The organism is Enterococcus sp. DIV1315a (genome assembly GCF_051712325.1).
GTDB lineage: Bacteria > Bacillota > Bacilli > Lactobacillales > Enterococcaceae > Enterococcus > Enterococcus faecalis.
Genome location: NZ_JBIOOS010000001.1, coordinates 132,022 through 148,554, shown reverse-complemented (window position 1 = coordinate 148,554; position 16,533 = coordinate 132,022). Strand labels below are relative to the sequence as shown.

The window sequence follows — 16,533 nt, the reverse complement described above, 5'->3', positions numbered from 1 at the left end:
TTGCCAAGGCAAACCGCTTTTTTATAGACTAAATAAATTGACTTTCTGTTAGACAATCTTTATAAATCGCTACTATGTCCGCTACATCCAATGGTACATAAGCCTTTTCGGCAATTGCACTATGGGCCACAGCTTGTTGTGCCATTTCTTCAAATTTATCTGCTTCGATGCCAACTTCTGGTAATGTCATTGGAATGCCACAAGCCACAAAGTAATCATACAATGCTTGAATACCTTTTTTCGCTGCTACTTCCTCTTCTTGTTCGACTATTCCCCAAACATTTCGAGCAAACTGCGCAAACTTGCCTACGGTTTGTTCAGACAAAACGTAATTCATCCAACGAGGCGTTAAAATTGCTAAGCCAATCCCATGCGTAATGTCATAAAACGCACTTAATTCATGTTCCATTGGGTGACAAGACCAAACACCTTGTTTGCCGCGCCCTGTTAACCCATTTAAGGCTAAACTACTTGCCCACATTAAATTAGCACGTGCATCATAATCTTCTGGATTTTCTAAAGCAATAGGACAATTTTTGATAACCGTTCGCATTAAGCCTTCTGACACAAAATCTTGAACGTCCGTGCCTGTCGAAATACTAAAATAGTTTTCAATCAAATGACTGAAAATATCCGCTGAGCCAGCTGCTGTTTGATTTTGAGGAACCGTAAAAGTATTCGTTGGATCCAAGAACGAAACTTTTGGAATCATATTCGGACCACCAAAGCCTAATTTTTGATTGGTTTCTAAGTTAGAAATGACAGCACCTGCGTTCATTTCACTACCTGTCGCTGCTAAAGTCAAGATGGTCACGATTGGTAAAGCAGGACCAGTATACCCTTTTCTGGCTGCAATAACTGTCCAGATATCTTCTTCCGAATAAAAGCCCGCAGCTATTGCTTTGGAACAGTCAATGGTTGAACCACCGCCAACTGCTAAAATAACATCGACTTGGTTTTCTTTACACAACTCAATTCCTTTTCTAACGGTTTCAATGCGCGGGTTTGGTTCGACACCGCTCAACTCAATCAGTGTATGCCCGTTTTTTTGGGCCAAATCAGTAATTTGTTGGTACAAGCCATTACGTTTGATACTACCGCCACCATAAACAAGTAAGACATTTTTGCCAAATTGATCTAACACAGCAGGTAATTCGTCTAAACGATCTTTCCCAAAACGGATGTCTGTTGGTACATAAAAATTAAAGTTTTCCATTCTTTCATCCTCCATTCAATGCTCTTACGCATTTATCATACTATTTTTTCAAAAATCCGCCAATAAAAAAGCCGAGCAAATGACAGTTGCTTTCACAACGACCAATTGACCCAGCTTTTGATTCTTTTTTATAACGAATCGCTTGTTTTGATTAACAAATAAAGAAAATAAGGCGCACCGATGATCGCAACAATAATCCCTGCAGGCATTTCTTCATTGCCAGGCAATAGCCGACCAATCGTATCACTAACCAATAAAAGTAAACTCCCAAACAACGCCGCCAATGGCAATACCTGTTTTTGTTGCGTAAAACCACATTTGCGAGCAATATGTGGCGCAAGTAAACCTAAAAAATTAATTCCCCCTGTAACGGAAATCGCTGAAGCCGCCAACATCACCGCTAACAGCAACGAAACGATTCGTTCTTTTTTCACAGCAATACCTACAGAAATAGCTGTTTCGTCCCCCAATTGTAAAATATCCAACAGACGATGACGCTTCATCGCAAAAAAGAACCCGATGACTAGCCAAGGCAACAAAGCGCCCACAAAGAACCAATTACTGCCCCAGATACTGCCTGCTTGCCACATTGTAACAAAACGGTACTTTTCAGTGTCAATTTTTGATGTAATTAATAAGGTGAGTGCTGAAATACCCGTACTCAAAATGACACCCGCTAAGACCATTCGAACTGGCGTCAATCCTAAACGATGATGATACGCAATTACCAAAATCCCAACAGCCGCTAGCAAGCCGCCAACTAAGGCCACGAGCGGAAGTGCAAACGTCGTGATACTTGTCGTCTCAACAAAACTAATAAACAAAATCACTGCCAAACCCGCACCCGCATTAATGCCTAAAATCCCAGTATCTGCTAACGGATTCCGAGTAATCCCTTGAAGAATAGCGCCGCTTAAGCCTAAAGCTGCGCCCGCTAGGACCGCAAGCACAATCCGTGGTAACCGAAAATCCCAAACTAACAGTTGTTTGGCCTGACTTCCCTGTCCCAAAAGAAGGGCTTTTAAATCCATGAAGGAAACAGATAATTCCCCTTGCGTTAAACTGATACAAGCAGTTAGGATAATCCCAACTATTAAGATAGCCACCCAACGGGACACTTTTTTCTGTGTCATCCTAGTTGCCCTCCTTTACGAAATAAATAAAGAAAGAATGGGATGCCAATTAAGGCCGTGATAATCCCAAATGGTGTTTCAAAAGGCGGATTCACCATTCGAGCGATTAAATCTGCCACCAAAACGAGGAGCGCACCGCCTAACGCCGAGAACGGAATCAAGCGACGGTAATTTTCTCCAGAAACTGTTCGCATCACATGAGGCACCACCAAACCAACAAAACTGACCGAGCCAACTAGCGCCACAGACAATCCTGATAAAAGCAAAATCGTTATACTGGCAAACAACCGAATACGCTGCGGATTTCGCCCCAAACCAATTGTTGCATCATCGCCAAACCGTAAAATAGTCACCGACGGACTAATCAGAATTGCCAATGCAAATGCGCCCAGAAAGATCGGGACGACTATTTTTAATTGTGCCCAAGAAATAACGCTGACACCGCCAAGAAACCAAAACGTTAACTCTTGACTCAAATTGAACTGAATGGCTAAGAATTGACTAAATGATAAAAAAAGGGCACTAATACCTGCTCCCACCAAGGTCAGACGCATGGGGCTTGCTCCTCGAATTGAATGATTAGAAAGATAATAAATCAGTGCCACACTCACGCCGGCACCAAGAAAAGAAACAACTAAAAGCCACCAATAACTTGCCTGAGGGAGGAAAGCAAAAACAAGCGCTAAGCCCAAGCCAGCCCCGGCATTGATACCCAGCAAGCCAGAATCTGCCAATGGATTTTGCGTAATCCCTTGCGCTAACGCCCCACTCACCGCTAAACTTGCTCCCACAAAAGCGGCCCCTAAAATCCGCGGCAACCGAACCGTTTGGATGACTTGATGCGCTTGATTGGTCGCATCGAAGTGCGTAAATGAATCAATAATCGTTTGAATCGAAACCGACGTCGCACCAAACATCAGCGACAGAAGCATTGTCCCCAGCAGCAAAAAAAGACAGACAAGTAACACTTGCCATTGGTGTCTATAAAATCCGCTTATGCCTTTCATCCATCCAGCTCCATTTCCATCAACTCATAAGAAAGCACTAGTGGCCGCTGTGTCTGACTATGATAACTAATTTCTGCTTGAATAGCGAAAACATCTGCTAAGCCAGTAACAGTAATCACTTCTTGCGGTGTTCCCTCATTGATAATCTTTCCCTCTTTCATCGCAATCACGCGATCAGAAAAACGAGAAGCTAAATTAATATCATGAATCGTCATCACGATAGTTTTCTGATGTTCTTGATTAATTCGTTTTAACACATTTAAAATTTCTAGCTGATGCGCTGGATCCAAATAGGTGGTCGGTTCATCTAAAATTAAAATATCTGTATCCTGCACTAGTGCCATAGCAATCCAAACCCGTTGGCGTTGTCCACCTGATAAAATCGCCACAGACTCTCTAGCTAATTCAGTTAAGCCTGTTAATTCTAATGCCCATTGTATGTACTCTTGATCTTCTGTGGTGACGCTTTTCCAGCCCGATTGATAAGGATATCGCCCGAAAGAGACGAGGTCAAAAACAGATAAATCGATTGTATTTTCTGGCGTTTGTGATAAGATCGCTAGTTCTTGCGCCACTTCTTTTGAAGAAAAATGTTGAAGTTCTTGGTTCTTAATGAACACCTTGCCTTTCTCAGCTGGCAAAATACGCGCAAGTGTTTTTAACAAGGTCGATTTGCCACAACCATTTGGTCCAATAATACTTGTAATAGTTCCCGCTTCAAATGAACAGTTCAGCGCTTCACTAATCACTTGACGACCATATCCTGTAGTTAAGTCCTCTGCCTCTAAATAATTCATAACCATTCCTCTTTAATTTTTCTGTCGTTATTTTACATTTATTGAGAATCGTTCTCACTCATTGTTCCTTGATTATAAAAGACCCTTCCTTAAAAAGCAATGTTTCTTCCAATCAAAAAAACGAATTATCTAAAAAATGCAACTTATTTGCTCAAAAAAGCAAGCGATGATTGACAAACGGTCGTTTTTAACTGATAATGAGAATCGTTATCAACTAAAAATAAAGGAGTTACACAATGAAACTTTTAAAAAAGACGGTCCTAATTGGTACAACCCTTCTTCTTGGTTCATTCTTACTCGCAGCTTGTGGTAATACGAATAAAGAAGCCAACAACGCTGACAAAACACATGAAGTAACAGATACCTTAGGCAATAAAGTAACCGTCCCTGCGAAACCCAAACGGATTATTGCGAGTTATTTAGAAGATTATCTAGTTGCATTAGGAGAAAAACCAGTGGCACAATGGACAGTTGGACAAGGCAGCATTCAAGATTATTTAGCGAAAGAATTGAAAGATGTCCCCACTATTTCCTATGACTTGCCATATGAAGCGGTTTTAAAATTTGAACCTGACTTATTATTAATCAGTTCATCTGCTCTAGTTGAAGGCGGTAAATACAAAGAATACAGTAAAATTGCGCCAACTTATGTAGTCAAAAACGGCGAAAATGTCACCTGGCGTGATCAATTGGAAGATATTGCTACTGTTTTAGATAAAAAAGAACAAGCGAAAAAAGTGTTAGAAGATTATGATACCTTAACCAAAGGCGTCCAAGAAGACCTTGGCAAAAAAGATGCTGGCAAATCTGCGGCAGTCTTATGGGTAACCAACAACCAAGTCTTTATGGTTAGCGATAATCGCTCAAGCGGAACCGTGCTCTATCAGGACTTAGGCCTCCAAGTTCCAAAATTAGTGGAAGAAATTTCTAAAAATGCTACTGCGGATTGGAATCAAGTTTCTTTAGAAAAATTAGCTGAGCTTGACGCAGACCACATTTTCCTTGTAAACAGTGATGAATCAGCACCTCTTTTCCAAGAAGCAATTTGGAAGAACTTACCTGCTGTGAAAAATAACCAAGTTCATACCTATGATAAAAAAAGTAGTTGGTTATACAACGGACCTATTGCGAATACCCAAATTGTTGAAGATGTAAAAAAAGCGCTCTTAAATTAAAAAAAATGCTTGGATGAAAATAATCATCCAAGCATTTTTTAATTAGCAATTGCCGTTTCTAAACCAACTTCAATCATTTCATTAAACGTCGTTTGGCGTTCTTCTGCCGTTGTTTCTTCGCCTGTCACCAAGCTATCACTCACCGTCATAATCGCCAATGCTTCTACATCAAATTTTGCTGCTAAATAATATAACATTGCCGCTTCCATTTCAATCGCTAATACCCCGTATCGACCTAAACGAAAGACATCATCTAAGCTATCTTTGTAAAAAACATCATCTGACAATACGTTACCAACATGGGTAGTAAAGCCTTTTGCTTTAGCAATTTCGTAAGATTTGAGTAAAAGATCAAAGCTCGCAATTTGTGGAAAATCATATTTAGGAAAATCATTGCGAATCGCGGAAGAAGGTGTCGCTGCTGCTTGTGCGATAACTAATTCACGAACGTTGACTTTTTCTGAAATAGAACCACACGTACCAACACGAATTAACTTCTTCACATTGTAAGAGTTAATTAACTCATGGGCATAAATACCTGCTGAAGGCATCCCCATCCCTGTCCCTTGAACCGAAACACGCTGTCCCTTATACGTTCCTGTGTAACCTAACATCCCACGAACTTGATTATAGCAGACAGGATTCTCTAAAAAAGTTTCCGCAATATATTTTGCTCGGAGGGGATCCCCTGGTAGTAAAATTTTATCGGCAATTTCACCTGGTTTTGCTTCGATATGCACACTCATTCTGGTTTACTCCTTTTTTATAAAGCTGCTAGTGTTGCTTTCACTAACTCTTTGAATTGTCCTTTAACGCGTTCAGTTGTTTCAACTACTTCTGCATGATTTAAGCTACTTTGCATACCAGCTGCTAAATTCGTAATACAAGAGATGCCTAGTACTTTCATGCCACTATGCACAGCTACAATGACCTCCGAAACAGTTGACATGCCAACTGCATCCGCACCCATCGTCCGTGACATCCGAATTTCTGCAGGCGTTTCATATGTCGGGCCAGAAAAGCCCATATACACGCCTTCTTTTAAATCAATATTTTGTTCCGCAGCCACTTTTTTTGCCACTTCCCGATATTCTTGCGTGTAAGCATGACTCATATCTGGAAAACGCGGCCCGATTTCTTCATCATTTTCACCAATTAACGGATTATCGCCTGTAAAATTAATGTGGTCATTGATTAACATCAAATTCCCCGGTGTATATGTTTCATTTACGCCACCAGCTGCGTTGGTTACAATCATTGAATGAATGCCTAAAGCAGCCATCACACGAACGGGATAAGTGACCGTTTGCATCGAATGTCCTTCATAATAATGAAAACGTCCTTGCATCGCCAAAACTTTTTTTCCAGAAAGCGTTCCGTAAACTAATTGTCCAGCATGTCCAACGACTGTTGAAACAGAAAAATGGGGAATTTCAGAGAAAGGAATAGCAATCGCATCGGTTATTTCATTAGCTAATTCACCTAACCCAGAACCTAAGATTAGACCGAAGTCTGCTTGTTGCACCCCTTTTTCTTTCAAAAACTCAGTTGTTTCGTTTAAATGGTTCGTTAACGTTGTCATGTGTTGCCTCCTCGAATTATTGTAATTGATTTAAAAAGCTTTGACCGTTTTCCGTTGCAGGAACTTCAAAGTTTTCAGCAATCGTTGCTGAAATATCTGAATAAAATCCTTGTGGCAAGCTGCCTTGTTTTGTCATTTTTTTACTATAAGCCAATAAAGGTACATATTCACGTGTGTGGTCTGTTCCTGGGAAAGTTGGGTCATTCCCGTGATCTGCTGTAATTAAAAGCAAATCATCTTCGGCCATAGCTGCCATAATCTCTGGCAAACGACCATCAAAATCTTCGATGGCTTTTGCATAGCCCTTTACATCACGACGGTGGCCATACAGCGCATCGAAATCCACTAAGTTAGTAAAACTTAAACCTGTGAAATCTTTGTTCATGACCGTTAATAATTGATCCACCCCATCCATATTGCTCTTCGTGCGGATAGCTTCAGTAATTCCTTGTCCATTAAAGATGTCGTTAATTTTCCCAACAGCGATCACATCATTGCCGTTTTCTTTCAACGAATCTAAAACAGTATGGCCAAAAGGATCTAAAGCATAGTCATGACGGTTACTGGTTCGAGTGAAATTACCTGGTTCACCAACATACGGGCGAGCGATAATCCGACCAATCATATAAGGTTCGTCTTTCGTAATGTCACGAACATATTGACAAATTTTATACAATTCTTCTAATGGAATAATGTCTTCATGCGCCGCAATTTGTAAAACAGGGTCCGCTGAAGTATAAACGATTAAATCCCCTGTTTTCATTTGATGTTCGCCGTAATCATCAATGACTGCTGTCCCGCTATATGGTTTGTTACAAACAACTTTTCGCCCAGAAAAATCTTCAATTTGTTTCAGTAATTCTTCAGGAAAGCCGTTTGGGAATACTCGAAAAGGTTTTTTGATGTTCAAGCCCATAATTTCCCAGTGACCGGTCATAGTATCTTTTCCAACAGAAATTTCTTCTAATTTGGTGGCATAGCCATCGTGGTCTGCCACTGCTTTGACACCTGTTAAAGGAGCAATAGTTCCCAATCCAAGTTTTTCTAAATGAGGAATGGTTAGTCCCGCTTCTTTGGCAATATGACCCAGTGTATCACTGCCGACATCTCCAAATTTTTCAGCATCTGGTGCTTCACCAATACCGACTGAATCTAGTACGATTAAATGAACACGTTTAAACACACTTGCTTCCTCCTCTAAGGTCGTAAATACGTCAAGAATGACAATTATTTTACGCTAGCCTTTTAAATAGTCTCGAGAATCAAACAGAATAATCTATTTATTCTCAGCTCTTCAATTATACCATGAATCCGCTATTATTGCCTGAAAGAGCATTAAAATTTTCACTGATTCCTTCGATTTTAGCAGGGCTTAAAAATTGAAAGAAAAAAAGTCTCCCACCGTAATTAGGAAACTTTTTTATTGTTTTTTTCGAATAGCCTGCTCTTTAAAAAGAACACGACTCTTTATACAATCGAAACTTTTAACACTCCAAGCGGTCTCCCTCTTTTGGCACATTTAAATACCAGATAACCGCTTCTGATAAAATCACACCAATGCCAATGGGCGGATAAAAATAAATACCGATATATCCGATTGCGAAAAGACAAAGATGAATGATTTTTGTTGCCTTACTATAAGATTTCGATTTTCTTAACTTAGCTGCACCTTGTGGATCTTTCACTACATTGTCTTCATAAATGATCCTTGTTAGCAAGAAGTAGGCAAAATCCCAAACCGTATACACAACAAGATAAAAATAAACAGGTGCCCGCATCCACCAAAATTCACTCACCCAAGCAGTTGCTACCGGAATGAAGGCCATGGAGAATAACCAAAAATTATTTGCCCAAAACGCTTTTTTAGAAAACCAATGAGTTACGGACATTATGTAATGATGATTGTACCATGCGATACAGATAAAAATAAAACTGACAATAAACGATAAAAAATATGGGATATTTTCTATCAAACCTGCCAAAACACCCACTTGAGGAGTTTTAATTTCTAAAATCATGATGGTCATGATGATGGCAATGACTGCATCACTAAATGCTTCTACACGTGTTTTATTCATTGAACGTCCTCCACTTTTCCTATGCTTACTACAAACAAAAGTATAGCAGAAAAACCAACGATTTTTGAAAAAAATCTGCTAGACCTGTTTGGTTTTTTTCAAAATTTCGACACTTCCTTCGAATTGTAAAGAACAGCTAAAAGAAAAAAGAAAAGTTACCTTTATCAACTCGCTTTTTTACAGTGAGGCAGTGCCTAATGCCACTTGTGTTCAACTGATTATCCTAAGAAAAGAAATGGCCCCCCGTCGCTTTGACGGAGGGCCTATTTCTTTTCTTATTTCGTTTTGACGTAATTTTTCCCGTTCGCTTTTGGTCCCGATGATTTTCCGAAGAACACAACTAGGACTAAAATGGTCAATACGTATGGCGCTGCTTGTAGATAAACTTTTGGAATTTCTGAAATAATTGGTAAGTTTTCCCCAGCAATACTTAAGTTTTGTGCAAAGCCAAAGAATAAGGCTGCGCCCATTGCCCCAAGTGGATTCCATTTACCAAAGATCATTGCGGCCATTGAAATAAACCCTTGTCCTGCAATTGTGGTAATCCCAAAACGACCCGCAATACTTTGAGCAAAGACAGCTCCGCCCATACCGCCTAAAAAGCCGGATAACAAGACGCCAGAATAGCGCATTAAGTAGACATTAATTCCCAATGTATCTGCCGCTTGTGGATGTTCTCCCACAGAACGTAACCGTAAGCCAAAACGTGTTTTATAAATGACAAACCAAGCTAAAATCGCAATCAAAATTGCTACGAAAGCTGGTAAAGAGGTTTTTGCAAAGAATAGTTCACCAATCACTGGAATTTTTGACAATCCTGGGAAAGAAAAATAACCAAATGATTGTGTAATCATATCTGTTTGTCCTTTTTGATAAATAACTTTTACTAGGAAAACCCCTAGCGCCGGTGCCATCAAGTTAATGACAGTACCACTGATAATATGATCTGCTCGTAAGTTAATAGTTGCAACGGCATGTAAGAGAGAAAAGACAATCCCGACAACGCCTCCTACTAAACAAGCAATCCATGGTGTCGCCGCGCCAAATGTATCAGCAAACGTCAAGTTAAAAACGACCGAACTGAAAGCGCCCATTACCATAATACCTTCCAAACCAACGTTAACCACACCACTTCGTTCTGAGAACGTTCCGCCTAATGCTGTCAAGATGAGCGGAGTTGCATACACTAATGTTTGCGTGATGATTGAGGAAATTGTTGCTAAATCCATTAGATGTCTCCCCCCTCTTGATTGTTTTTGTCTGGCGCCGCTTCAATTGTTTCTACAATCGCTACTTCTTTTTTACTACCAGACGCTTTTGCTAACAAGAAACGAATTAAATAACTAATTCCCACAAAGAAAATAATTGCTGCAATAACAACATCAACTAATTCGGTTGGTACACCAGCTATCAACGGCATTCCTTGTCCACCAAGTTTTAACATTCCAAACAGTAATGCGGAAAGTAAAATCCCGATTGAGCTACCTGCTCCTAATAGAGACACGGCCATACCATCGAACCCAATGCTCAACGATGTGTTTTGAATAAAGAAGTTTTGGAAAGTCCCCAATCCTTGGACCGCACCACCTAAACCAGCTAGCGTTCCTGAAATCATCATAGATAAAATAATTGTTCGCTTGCTGCTCATTCCAGCATACTCAGAAGCAAATGGATTTAACCCCACCGACCGAATTTCAAAACCAAGCGTTGTTTTTTTCATCAAGAACCACACAAGAATAAGGAAAATGAAGGCCAAGAAAATGCCGATGTTCAAACGAGAGCCATCACTGATACTTGTTAAAAACGGTGAGCGTAATGATGCATTCGCACCAATCATTTTGGTGATCCCTTTGTTCGCCATAATACTTGGTTTCATGACATTATTAGCAATATGATTTCCTGTGTATAATAAAATATAATTCAACATAATCGTAACAATAACTTCACTCGTCCCAAAATAGGCACGCAAGAAACCTGGAATGGCTGCTGCTAAAGCCCCTGCAACCGCGCCAACAATAATCGCCACCGGCAACGCAATCATCCGGGGTGTATCAGGCATGGATAAAGCGACCCAAATACTAGCCACCCAACCACATAAGGCTTGTCCAGAAAGCCCGATATTAAAGAATCCAGCCGAATTTGCCACCGAGAATCCTAAAGCGGTAAAAATCAACGGTGCTGCGGTGACAAAAATCTCACCAATACTTTTCTTTCCTTGGAAAGCTGTTTCAAACATCGCTTGATACCCAGCCACTGGGTCATAGCCAAAGATAACCATAATAATTGCCCCTAAGAGGAAACCCATAATAACAGATAACACAGGGACTAAAGTATTTCTTATTTTTTCAGAACGATTATTCAACAGTTTCACCTGCCTCTACTTTTGATAACTCAGCGCGGGCTTCTTCCAATGAGTAGCCAGCCATTAACAAGCCCAATTCATTTTCTGTCGTTTCTTTCGGATCAACAATTCCGACGATTTCCCCCGCATGAATAACAGCGATACGATCAGAAACGTTTAAAATTTCGTCTAATTCAAAACTTACTAATAAAACAGCTTTATTTTTATCTCTTTGTTCAATTAGTCGACGATGAATGTATTCAATAGCTCCGACATCTAAACCGCGTGTTGGTTGAGAAACAATCAACAAATCTGGATCGCGGTCCACTTCTCGGGCAATAATCGCTTTTTGCTGATTCCCACCTGAAAGCGCCCGAGCTGGTACTAGTTCATTAGGAGTCCGTACATCATATTCTTCAATTAATTCACGGGCGTGTTTGTTAATCATTCGATAGTTTAAAATACCTGTTGAACTGTATGGTTTTTGGTAATACGTTTGTAGGCCAATATTTTCAGCCAATGTCATCTCTAATACCAAGCCATATTTATGTCGGTCTTCAGGAACGTGGGCGACACCCATTTCCGTAATTTCCCGAGGTTTGCGATTAGTAATCTCTTTTTCATTCAAATGAATGGACCCGTTTTCGACTTTGGTTAATCCTGCTAAGGCTTGGATTAATTCTGTTTGTCCATTGCCATCAATCCCCGCAATCCCAACAACTTCCCCTGCTCGGACATCTAAGCTAAGATTTTTCACTGCATCTAAGCCGCGGCTTTCTTTCACTACTAAATCTTTAATTGATAAAATTGTTTCTTTCGGTTGCGCTGGTTTTTTCTCTGTTTTGAAGGAAACAGAACGACCCACCATCATATCGGCTAACTGTTGCGAAGAAACGTCTTTCACATTGACGGTGCCAATACTTTGCCCCCGGCGAATAACCGTACAACGGTCCGCCACTTTTTTAATTTCATCTAACTTATGTGTAATTAAAATGATCGATTTGCCTTCATCGGTTAGTTCTTTCAAAATAATCATTAATTCATCAATTTCTTGTGGCGTTAATACTGCGGTTGGTTCGTCAAAAATTAAAACGTTCGCACCACGATATAAGGTCTTTAAAATTTCAACCCGTTGTTGCATACCCACAGAAATATCGCGAATATAGGCATTGGGATTTACATCCAACCCGTATTGCTTAGACACTTCTTCAATCTCTTTTTTCGCTTTTTTCCGGTCTAAAATACCGCCATGGGTAGGTTCACTACCTAAGATAATATTTTCAGTCACAGTAAAGGCTTCAACTAACATAAAATGCTGATGGACCATTCCGATTCCTAAACGATTGGCTGCAGTAGGACTTGTAATGTTGACTTTTTCGCCATTCATATAAATCTCACCTGAGGTCGGTTCCAATAGCCCTGATAAGATATTCATCAAGGTCGACTTGCCTGCACCATTTTCACCTAGCAGTGCGTGGATTTCACCAGGTTTTACTTGTAAATCAATTTGGTCGTTGGCTTTGAACGTCCCAAATTCTTTGGTGATTTTACGCATCTCAATTACGTTTTCTTCTTGAGACAAGGTCTATTCACTTCCTAACAAAATTATATTGGCAATACTTTAGAGGGTAATTTTGACCCTTAACTAAGTAGTTGAAGAACCTCAACTATTTAGTTAAAAATCCAAACATCATAAAGGGTTTCCTTGGCAGCCATCGCTGCCAAGGACCACTTCGTTTTTAGAAGGAACAATAATGAGCCCTTCTTTTTTCATTTAGGAGCTTAAATTATTCTGGTTTTTCTGGGACTTTTACGTCACCTGAGATTACTTTATCTTTTGCTGTTTTAACAGCTTCTTTTGTTTTGTCGTTTAAATAGCCGTCTGTTAAGTCAACGCCACCATCTTTTAATCCATAAACTAAATGTTCGCCACCAGGGAATTTGTCTTCTAACGCACGGTTGGCAATATCTTGAACCGCTGTGCCGACACCTTTAAGGGTTGAAGTTAACGTGAAGTTGTCTTCTTTGCCGTCTTTTGTTTTGTACTTGCCATCAGCATCTTGATCGCGGTCAACACCGATTACCCAAACTTTGTCGCCAGAACCTGATTCATTCAAGTCTTTTGCTTCTTGGAAGACACCTTGTCCAGTCGCACCAGAAGCATGGAAGATGATATCAACGCCGTTTTGGTACATTGCAGCAGCTAAAGCTTTCCCTTTGGCAGGATCAGCAAATGAAGCCGCATATTTTGTATCAACAGTAATTTCTTTACCTAATTCTTTCGCAGCATCAGCCACACCTTTTTCAAAACCAGCTTGGAAACGGTCAATTACGACCCCTTCTTCACCACCAACAAAACCGACTTTGTTCGTTTTTGTTTCGTTTGCAGCAGCAACACCGGCTAAGTAAGCTGCTTCATTATCTCTAAATGTTGCAGAAACGACATTCTTTTTGCCATCGATTTGATCATCGATTAAAACAAAGTTTGTATCAGGGTTGGCATCTGCTGCAGAAGAAATTGCATCTTTTAGCAAGTAGCCAATACCAAAGATTGTGTTGAATTTACTTGATACCGCTTGGTCAATATTTGTTGTATAGTCAGCTGCATCATTCGATTGAATATATGCATACCCTTTTGAACCTTCTGGTAAATCATGTTCTTTACCCCAAGCTTGCAATCCTTCCCAAGAAGATTGGTTGAACGACTTGTCATCCACGCCGCCTGTATCTGTAATGATTACAGCACTATGCGCTGCATCCCCTTTGCCACCGCCGCTTTCAGCGGTTTTTCCTTTGCCACCACCACATGCTGCAAGTGAAACTGATAAACCTAATGCAATCAAACTAAAACCGAATAATTTTGCTTTTTTCATTTCTGTAAAGCCTCCTAAAAATAGTTTAATGTATTTAAACAACTAAGTTGTTTCTAAGGTTGGTCTGGGACTTTTACGTCACCAGAGATGATTTGTTCTTTGGCTTCTTTAACTGCCGTTTTGGCTTGATCGCTTAGGGCTTCTGTTGTTAAATCAACACCGCCATCTTTCAATCCATAAGTTAAATGTTCGCCGCCAGGGAATTTATCTTCTAATGCAAGATCAGAGATTTTTTTCACAGCAATATTTACACCTTTAATGGTTGAAGCTAACGTTAAGTTATCATCCTTGCCATCTTTGGTTGTATATTTACCGTCTTCGTTTTGGTCACGGTCAACACCAATCACCCAAACTTTATCTTTTGAACCTGTTTCATTTAGCGCTTTGGCTTCTTGGAAGATTCCTTGTCCTGTAGTCGCCGCTGCGTGATAAATAATGTCGGCACCTGCTTGATACATAGAAGAAGCTAAGGCCCGTCCTTTTGAAGCGTCTGCAAATGTCCCTGCATAAGTAGACGTAATTTGAATATCTTTGCCTAATTTTTTGCCAGCGTCTGCTACACCTTTTTCAAAACCAGCTTGGAAACGGCCAATAACAGGTCCTTCAACCCCGCCGATAAATCCTACTTTGTTGGTTTTCGTAGTGTTAGCTGCTGCCACACCTGCTAAATACGCAGATTCATTATCTCTAAATGTTGCAGAAGCGACGTTGTTTTTCCCATTAACTGTATCGTCGATTAGAACGAAATTCGTTTCTGGGTTGGCGTCCGCTGCATCTACTACTGCATTTTTTAGTAAATAGCCAATGCCAAAAATCGTTTTAAATTGACTTGAAATGGCTTGGTCAATGTTTGATGTATAATCAGATGCTTCATTTGATTGAATATACGCATACCCTTGAGGTCCTTCTGGAAGTTTGTGCTCTTTGCCCCACTCTTGCATTCCTTCCCACGCAGATTGGTTAAAAGATTTGTCATCAATGCCGGCTGTATCTGTGACCATTACGACACTATGTTGTGGATCACCTTTTGTGTTGGCGTTCTTTTTGCTATTGCCGCCACATGCAGCTAACCCAATGGTTAAGGCAACTGCTGCCAATCCTAGACCTAAAAATTTTGCTTGTTTCACTTTCCGAAAAGCCCCCTACTATTTTATCTATTATTTCATTCGCATTTATGCTATTGAAATCTACTTTGAGCCCAACGAAACCTTATGTCCTTTTTTTAAAAATCTTTATCTGTAAATGAATAGGGCAATAATGCCTCAACTGTCATTGTTTTAGTCGCGCCATCTTTACCAACTAGCGTGACCGGCATTTGTGGATCAAAGAATTCAGCCATTACTTGACGACAAGCGCCACATGGAGAAATGGGTGCCTCTGTATTACCTGCTACAACTAAATGTTGGAAGGTCCGTTCATCTTCTGAAATGGCTTTAAAAATCGCCGTTCTTTCTGCACAATTTGTTAAACCAAAGGAGGCATTTTCAATGTTGACTCCTTGATACATTTTCCCGTCTGCAGTCACTAAGCAAGCGCCCACAGGAAAGTTAGAATACGGTACATAGGCGTGTGCCAATGCTTCTACGGCACAATCAAGCCATTCTTGTTTTACTGTCATCTTTTTCGCCACACCTTCGTTTAATTTGAAATACGAATTAATACCCTTCGCCAGTTGCGCCAGAAACAATTGCTACACCCGTACTTGCACCGATGCGTGTTGCCCCAGCTTCAATCATTGCTAACGCTTCTTCTGCATTATGCACGCCACCAGAAGCCTTAACGCCCATGTCAGGACCAACTGTCTCACGCATTAAACGAATGTCTGCTACTTTAGCGCCGCCTGTTGAGAAGCCAGTAGATGTTTTAACGAAATCGGCACCTGCTTCTTTGGCTAATTCACAAGCTTTAACTTTTTCTTCGTCTGTTAATAATGCTGTTTCAATAATCACTTTGACTAACGCTTTTCCTTTGGCTGCATCTACTACGCCTTGAATGTCTTGACGTACGTAATCGTATTGTTGTGATTTTAATGCACCAATATTAATCACCATATCCACTTCATTCGCACCATTTTTAATTGCATCAGCTGCTTCGTATGCTTTAACTTCTGGTGTATTTGCCCCCAAAGGAAAGCCAATAACGGTACACACAGCGACGTCGGTATCTGCTAATTGCTCGCTAGCAAAAGCGACCCAACAAGGATTGATACATACAGAGAAAAAGTTGTACTCCTTAGCTTCGTCAATAATTTTTTGGACAGCGGCTTCTGTCGCTTCTGGTTTCAAAATAGTGTGGTCAATCATGCGGTTTAATTCCATGATGAGAATTCCT

General features: G+C 40.3%; 16 protein-coding genes. 1 reads left to right on the top strand and 15 read right to left on the bottom strand.

The features are described 5' to 3' along the window. Nucleotides 1-28: 28 nt before the first annotated feature. The 4 genes from IGJ03_RS00640 to IGJ03_RS00625 form a co-directional block, all read right to left on the bottom strand. Complete coding sequence (locus IGJ03_RS00640) at nucleotides 29-1,231, bottom strand: iron-containing alcohol dehydrogenase (RefSeq protein WP_002386357.1); 1,203 nt, start codon at nucleotides 1,229-1,231, stop codon at nucleotides 29-31. 113 nt (nucleotides 1,232-1,344) lie between these two features. Next, nucleotides 1,345-2,349 (bottom strand): FecCD family ABC transporter permease, encoded by a 1,005-nt coding sequence (locus IGJ03_RS00635; protein ID WP_375804845.1) that lies wholly within the window; start codon nucleotides 2,347-2,349, stop codon nucleotides 1,345-1,347. Next, on the bottom strand, nucleotides 2,346-3,356 hold the full coding sequence (locus IGJ03_RS00630) for a FecCD family ABC transporter permease (protein WP_002356184.1): 1,011 nt from the start codon (nucleotides 3,354-3,356) through the stop codon (nucleotides 2,346-2,348). Before IGJ03_RS00630 ends, IGJ03_RS00635 begins: the two co-directional genes overlap by 4 nt. After that, a complete protein-coding gene (locus tag IGJ03_RS00625; RefSeq protein WP_002356183.1) occupies nucleotides 3,353-4,159 on the bottom strand; it encodes an ABC transporter ATP-binding protein in 807 nt (268 codons plus the stop codon). Before IGJ03_RS00625 ends, IGJ03_RS00630 begins: the two co-directional genes overlap by 4 nt. Nucleotides 4,160-4,389: 230 nt before the next feature. Between IGJ03_RS00625 and IGJ03_RS00620 the strand changes: the two genes are divergently transcribed. After that, nucleotides 4,390-5,328, top strand: coding sequence for an iron-hydroxamate ABC transporter substrate-binding protein (locus tag IGJ03_RS00620; protein ID WP_002361532.1), 939 nt, complete (start codon nucleotides 4,390-4,392; stop codon nucleotides 5,326-5,328). A gap of 38 nt (nucleotides 5,329-5,366) precedes the next feature. On the opposite strand, the gene deoD is transcribed toward IGJ03_RS00620, so the two are convergent. The 11 genes from deoD to deoC all read right to left on the bottom strand — a co-directional run bounded on the left by deoD (nucleotide 5,367) and on the right by deoC (nucleotide 16,520). Next, nucleotides 5,367-6,074 carry a purine-nucleoside phosphorylase gene (gene deoD, locus IGJ03_RS00615; RefSeq protein ID WP_002356181.1) on the bottom strand — a complete coding sequence of 236 codons (708 nt, stop codon included), beginning with the start codon at nucleotides 6,072-6,074 and terminating at the stop codon, nucleotides 5,367-5,369. A gap of 17 nt (nucleotides 6,075-6,091) precedes the next feature. Next, complete coding sequence (locus IGJ03_RS00610) at nucleotides 6,092-6,910, bottom strand: purine-nucleoside phosphorylase (protein ID WP_002356180.1); 819 nt, start codon at nucleotides 6,908-6,910, stop codon at nucleotides 6,092-6,094. A 16-nt stretch (nucleotides 6,911-6,926) separates the two neighbouring features. After that, on the bottom strand, nucleotides 6,927-8,093 hold the full coding sequence (gene deoB, locus IGJ03_RS00605) for a phosphopentomutase (RefSeq protein WP_002356179.1): 1,167 nt from the start codon (nucleotides 8,091-8,093) through the stop codon (nucleotides 6,927-6,929). A gap of 301 nt (nucleotides 8,094-8,394) precedes the next feature. Continuing rightward, complete coding sequence (locus IGJ03_RS00600) at nucleotides 8,395-8,988, bottom strand: TMEM175 family protein (RefSeq protein ID WP_002367631.1); 594 nt, start codon at nucleotides 8,986-8,988, stop codon at nucleotides 8,395-8,397. Nucleotides 8,989-9,263: 275 nt separating this feature from the next. After that, on the bottom strand, nucleotides 9,264-10,217 hold the full coding sequence (locus IGJ03_RS00595) for an ABC transporter permease (protein ID WP_002356172.1): 954 nt from the start codon (nucleotides 10,215-10,217) through the stop codon (nucleotides 9,264-9,266). Further along, nucleotides 10,217-11,350, bottom strand: coding sequence for an ABC transporter permease (locus tag IGJ03_RS00590; protein WP_375804851.1), 1,134 nt, complete (start codon nucleotides 11,348-11,350; stop codon nucleotides 10,217-10,219). The genes IGJ03_RS00595 and IGJ03_RS00590 overlap by 1 nt, the downstream gene beginning before the upstream one ends. Next, a complete protein-coding gene (locus IGJ03_RS00585) occupies nucleotides 11,343-12,911 on the bottom strand; it encodes an ABC transporter ATP-binding protein (RefSeq protein WP_002381361.1) in 1,569 nt (522 codons plus the stop codon). Before IGJ03_RS00585 ends, IGJ03_RS00590 begins: the two co-directional genes overlap by 8 nt. A 205-nt stretch (nucleotides 12,912-13,116) precedes the next feature. Then, complete coding sequence (locus IGJ03_RS00580; protein ID WP_002356169.1) at nucleotides 13,117-14,202, bottom strand: BMP family lipoprotein; 1,086 nt, start codon at nucleotides 14,200-14,202, stop codon at nucleotides 13,117-13,119. Between the two features lie 53 nt (nucleotides 14,203-14,255). Beyond that, a complete protein-coding gene (locus tag IGJ03_RS00575) occupies nucleotides 14,256-15,329 on the bottom strand; it encodes a BMP family lipoprotein (protein WP_002356168.1) in 1,074 nt (357 codons plus the stop codon). A gap of 95 nt (nucleotides 15,330-15,424) precedes the next feature. Further along, nucleotides 15,425-15,889 (bottom strand): cytidine deaminase, encoded by a 465-nt coding sequence (locus tag IGJ03_RS00570; RefSeq protein ID WP_002387503.1) that lies wholly within the window; start codon nucleotides 15,887-15,889, stop codon nucleotides 15,425-15,427. After that, on the bottom strand, nucleotides 15,858-16,520 hold the full coding sequence (gene deoC, locus IGJ03_RS00565; RefSeq protein ID WP_002356166.1) for a deoxyribose-phosphate aldolase: 663 nt from the start codon (nucleotides 16,518-16,520) through the stop codon (nucleotides 15,858-15,860). The genes IGJ03_RS00570 and deoC overlap by 32 nt, the downstream gene beginning before the upstream one ends. Between the last annotated feature and the right edge of the window lie 13 nt (nucleotides 16,521-16,533).

Excerpts from the sequence above, each read along its gene's own strand:
- IGJ03_RS00640 (WP_002386357.1), bottom strand. The coding sequence starts at position 1,231 with ATGGAGGATGAAAGAATGGAAAACTTTAATTTTTATGTACCAACAGAC.
- IGJ03_RS00635 (WP_375804845.1), bottom strand. The coding sequence starts at position 2,349 with ATGACACAGAAAAAAGTGTCCCGTTGGGTGGCTATCTTAATAGTTGGG.
- IGJ03_RS00630 (WP_002356184.1), bottom strand. The coding sequence starts at position 3,356 with ATGAAAGGCATAAGCGGATTTTATAGACACCAATGGCAAGTGTTACTT.
- IGJ03_RS00625 (WP_002356183.1), bottom strand. The coding sequence starts at position 4,159 with ATGGTTATGAATTATTTAGAGGCAGAGGACTTAACTACAGGATATGGT.
- IGJ03_RS00620 (WP_002361532.1), top strand. The coding sequence starts at position 4,390 with ATGAAACTTTTAAAAAAGACGGTCCTAATTGGTACAACCCTTCTTCTT.
- deoD (WP_002356181.1), bottom strand. The coding sequence starts at position 6,074 with ATGAGTGTGCATATCGAAGCAAAACCAGGTGAAATTGCCGATAAAATT.
- IGJ03_RS00610 (WP_002356180.1), bottom strand. The coding sequence starts at position 6,910 with ATGACAACGTTAACGAACCATTTAAACGAAACAACTGAGTTTTTGAAA.
- IGJ03_RS00600 (WP_002367631.1), bottom strand. The coding sequence starts at position 8,988 with ATGAATAAAACACGTGTAGAAGCATTTAGTGATGCAGTCATTGCCATC.
- IGJ03_RS00595 (WP_002356172.1), bottom strand. The coding sequence starts at position 10,217 with ATGGATTTAGCAACAATTTCCTCAATCATCACGCAAACATTAGTGTAT.
- IGJ03_RS00580 (WP_002356169.1), bottom strand. The coding sequence starts at position 14,202 with ATGAAAAAAGCAAAATTATTCGGTTTTAGTTTGATTGCATTAGGTTTA.
- deoC (WP_002356166.1), bottom strand. The coding sequence starts at position 16,520 with ATGGAATTAAACCGCATGATTGACCACACTATTTTGAAACCAGAAGCG.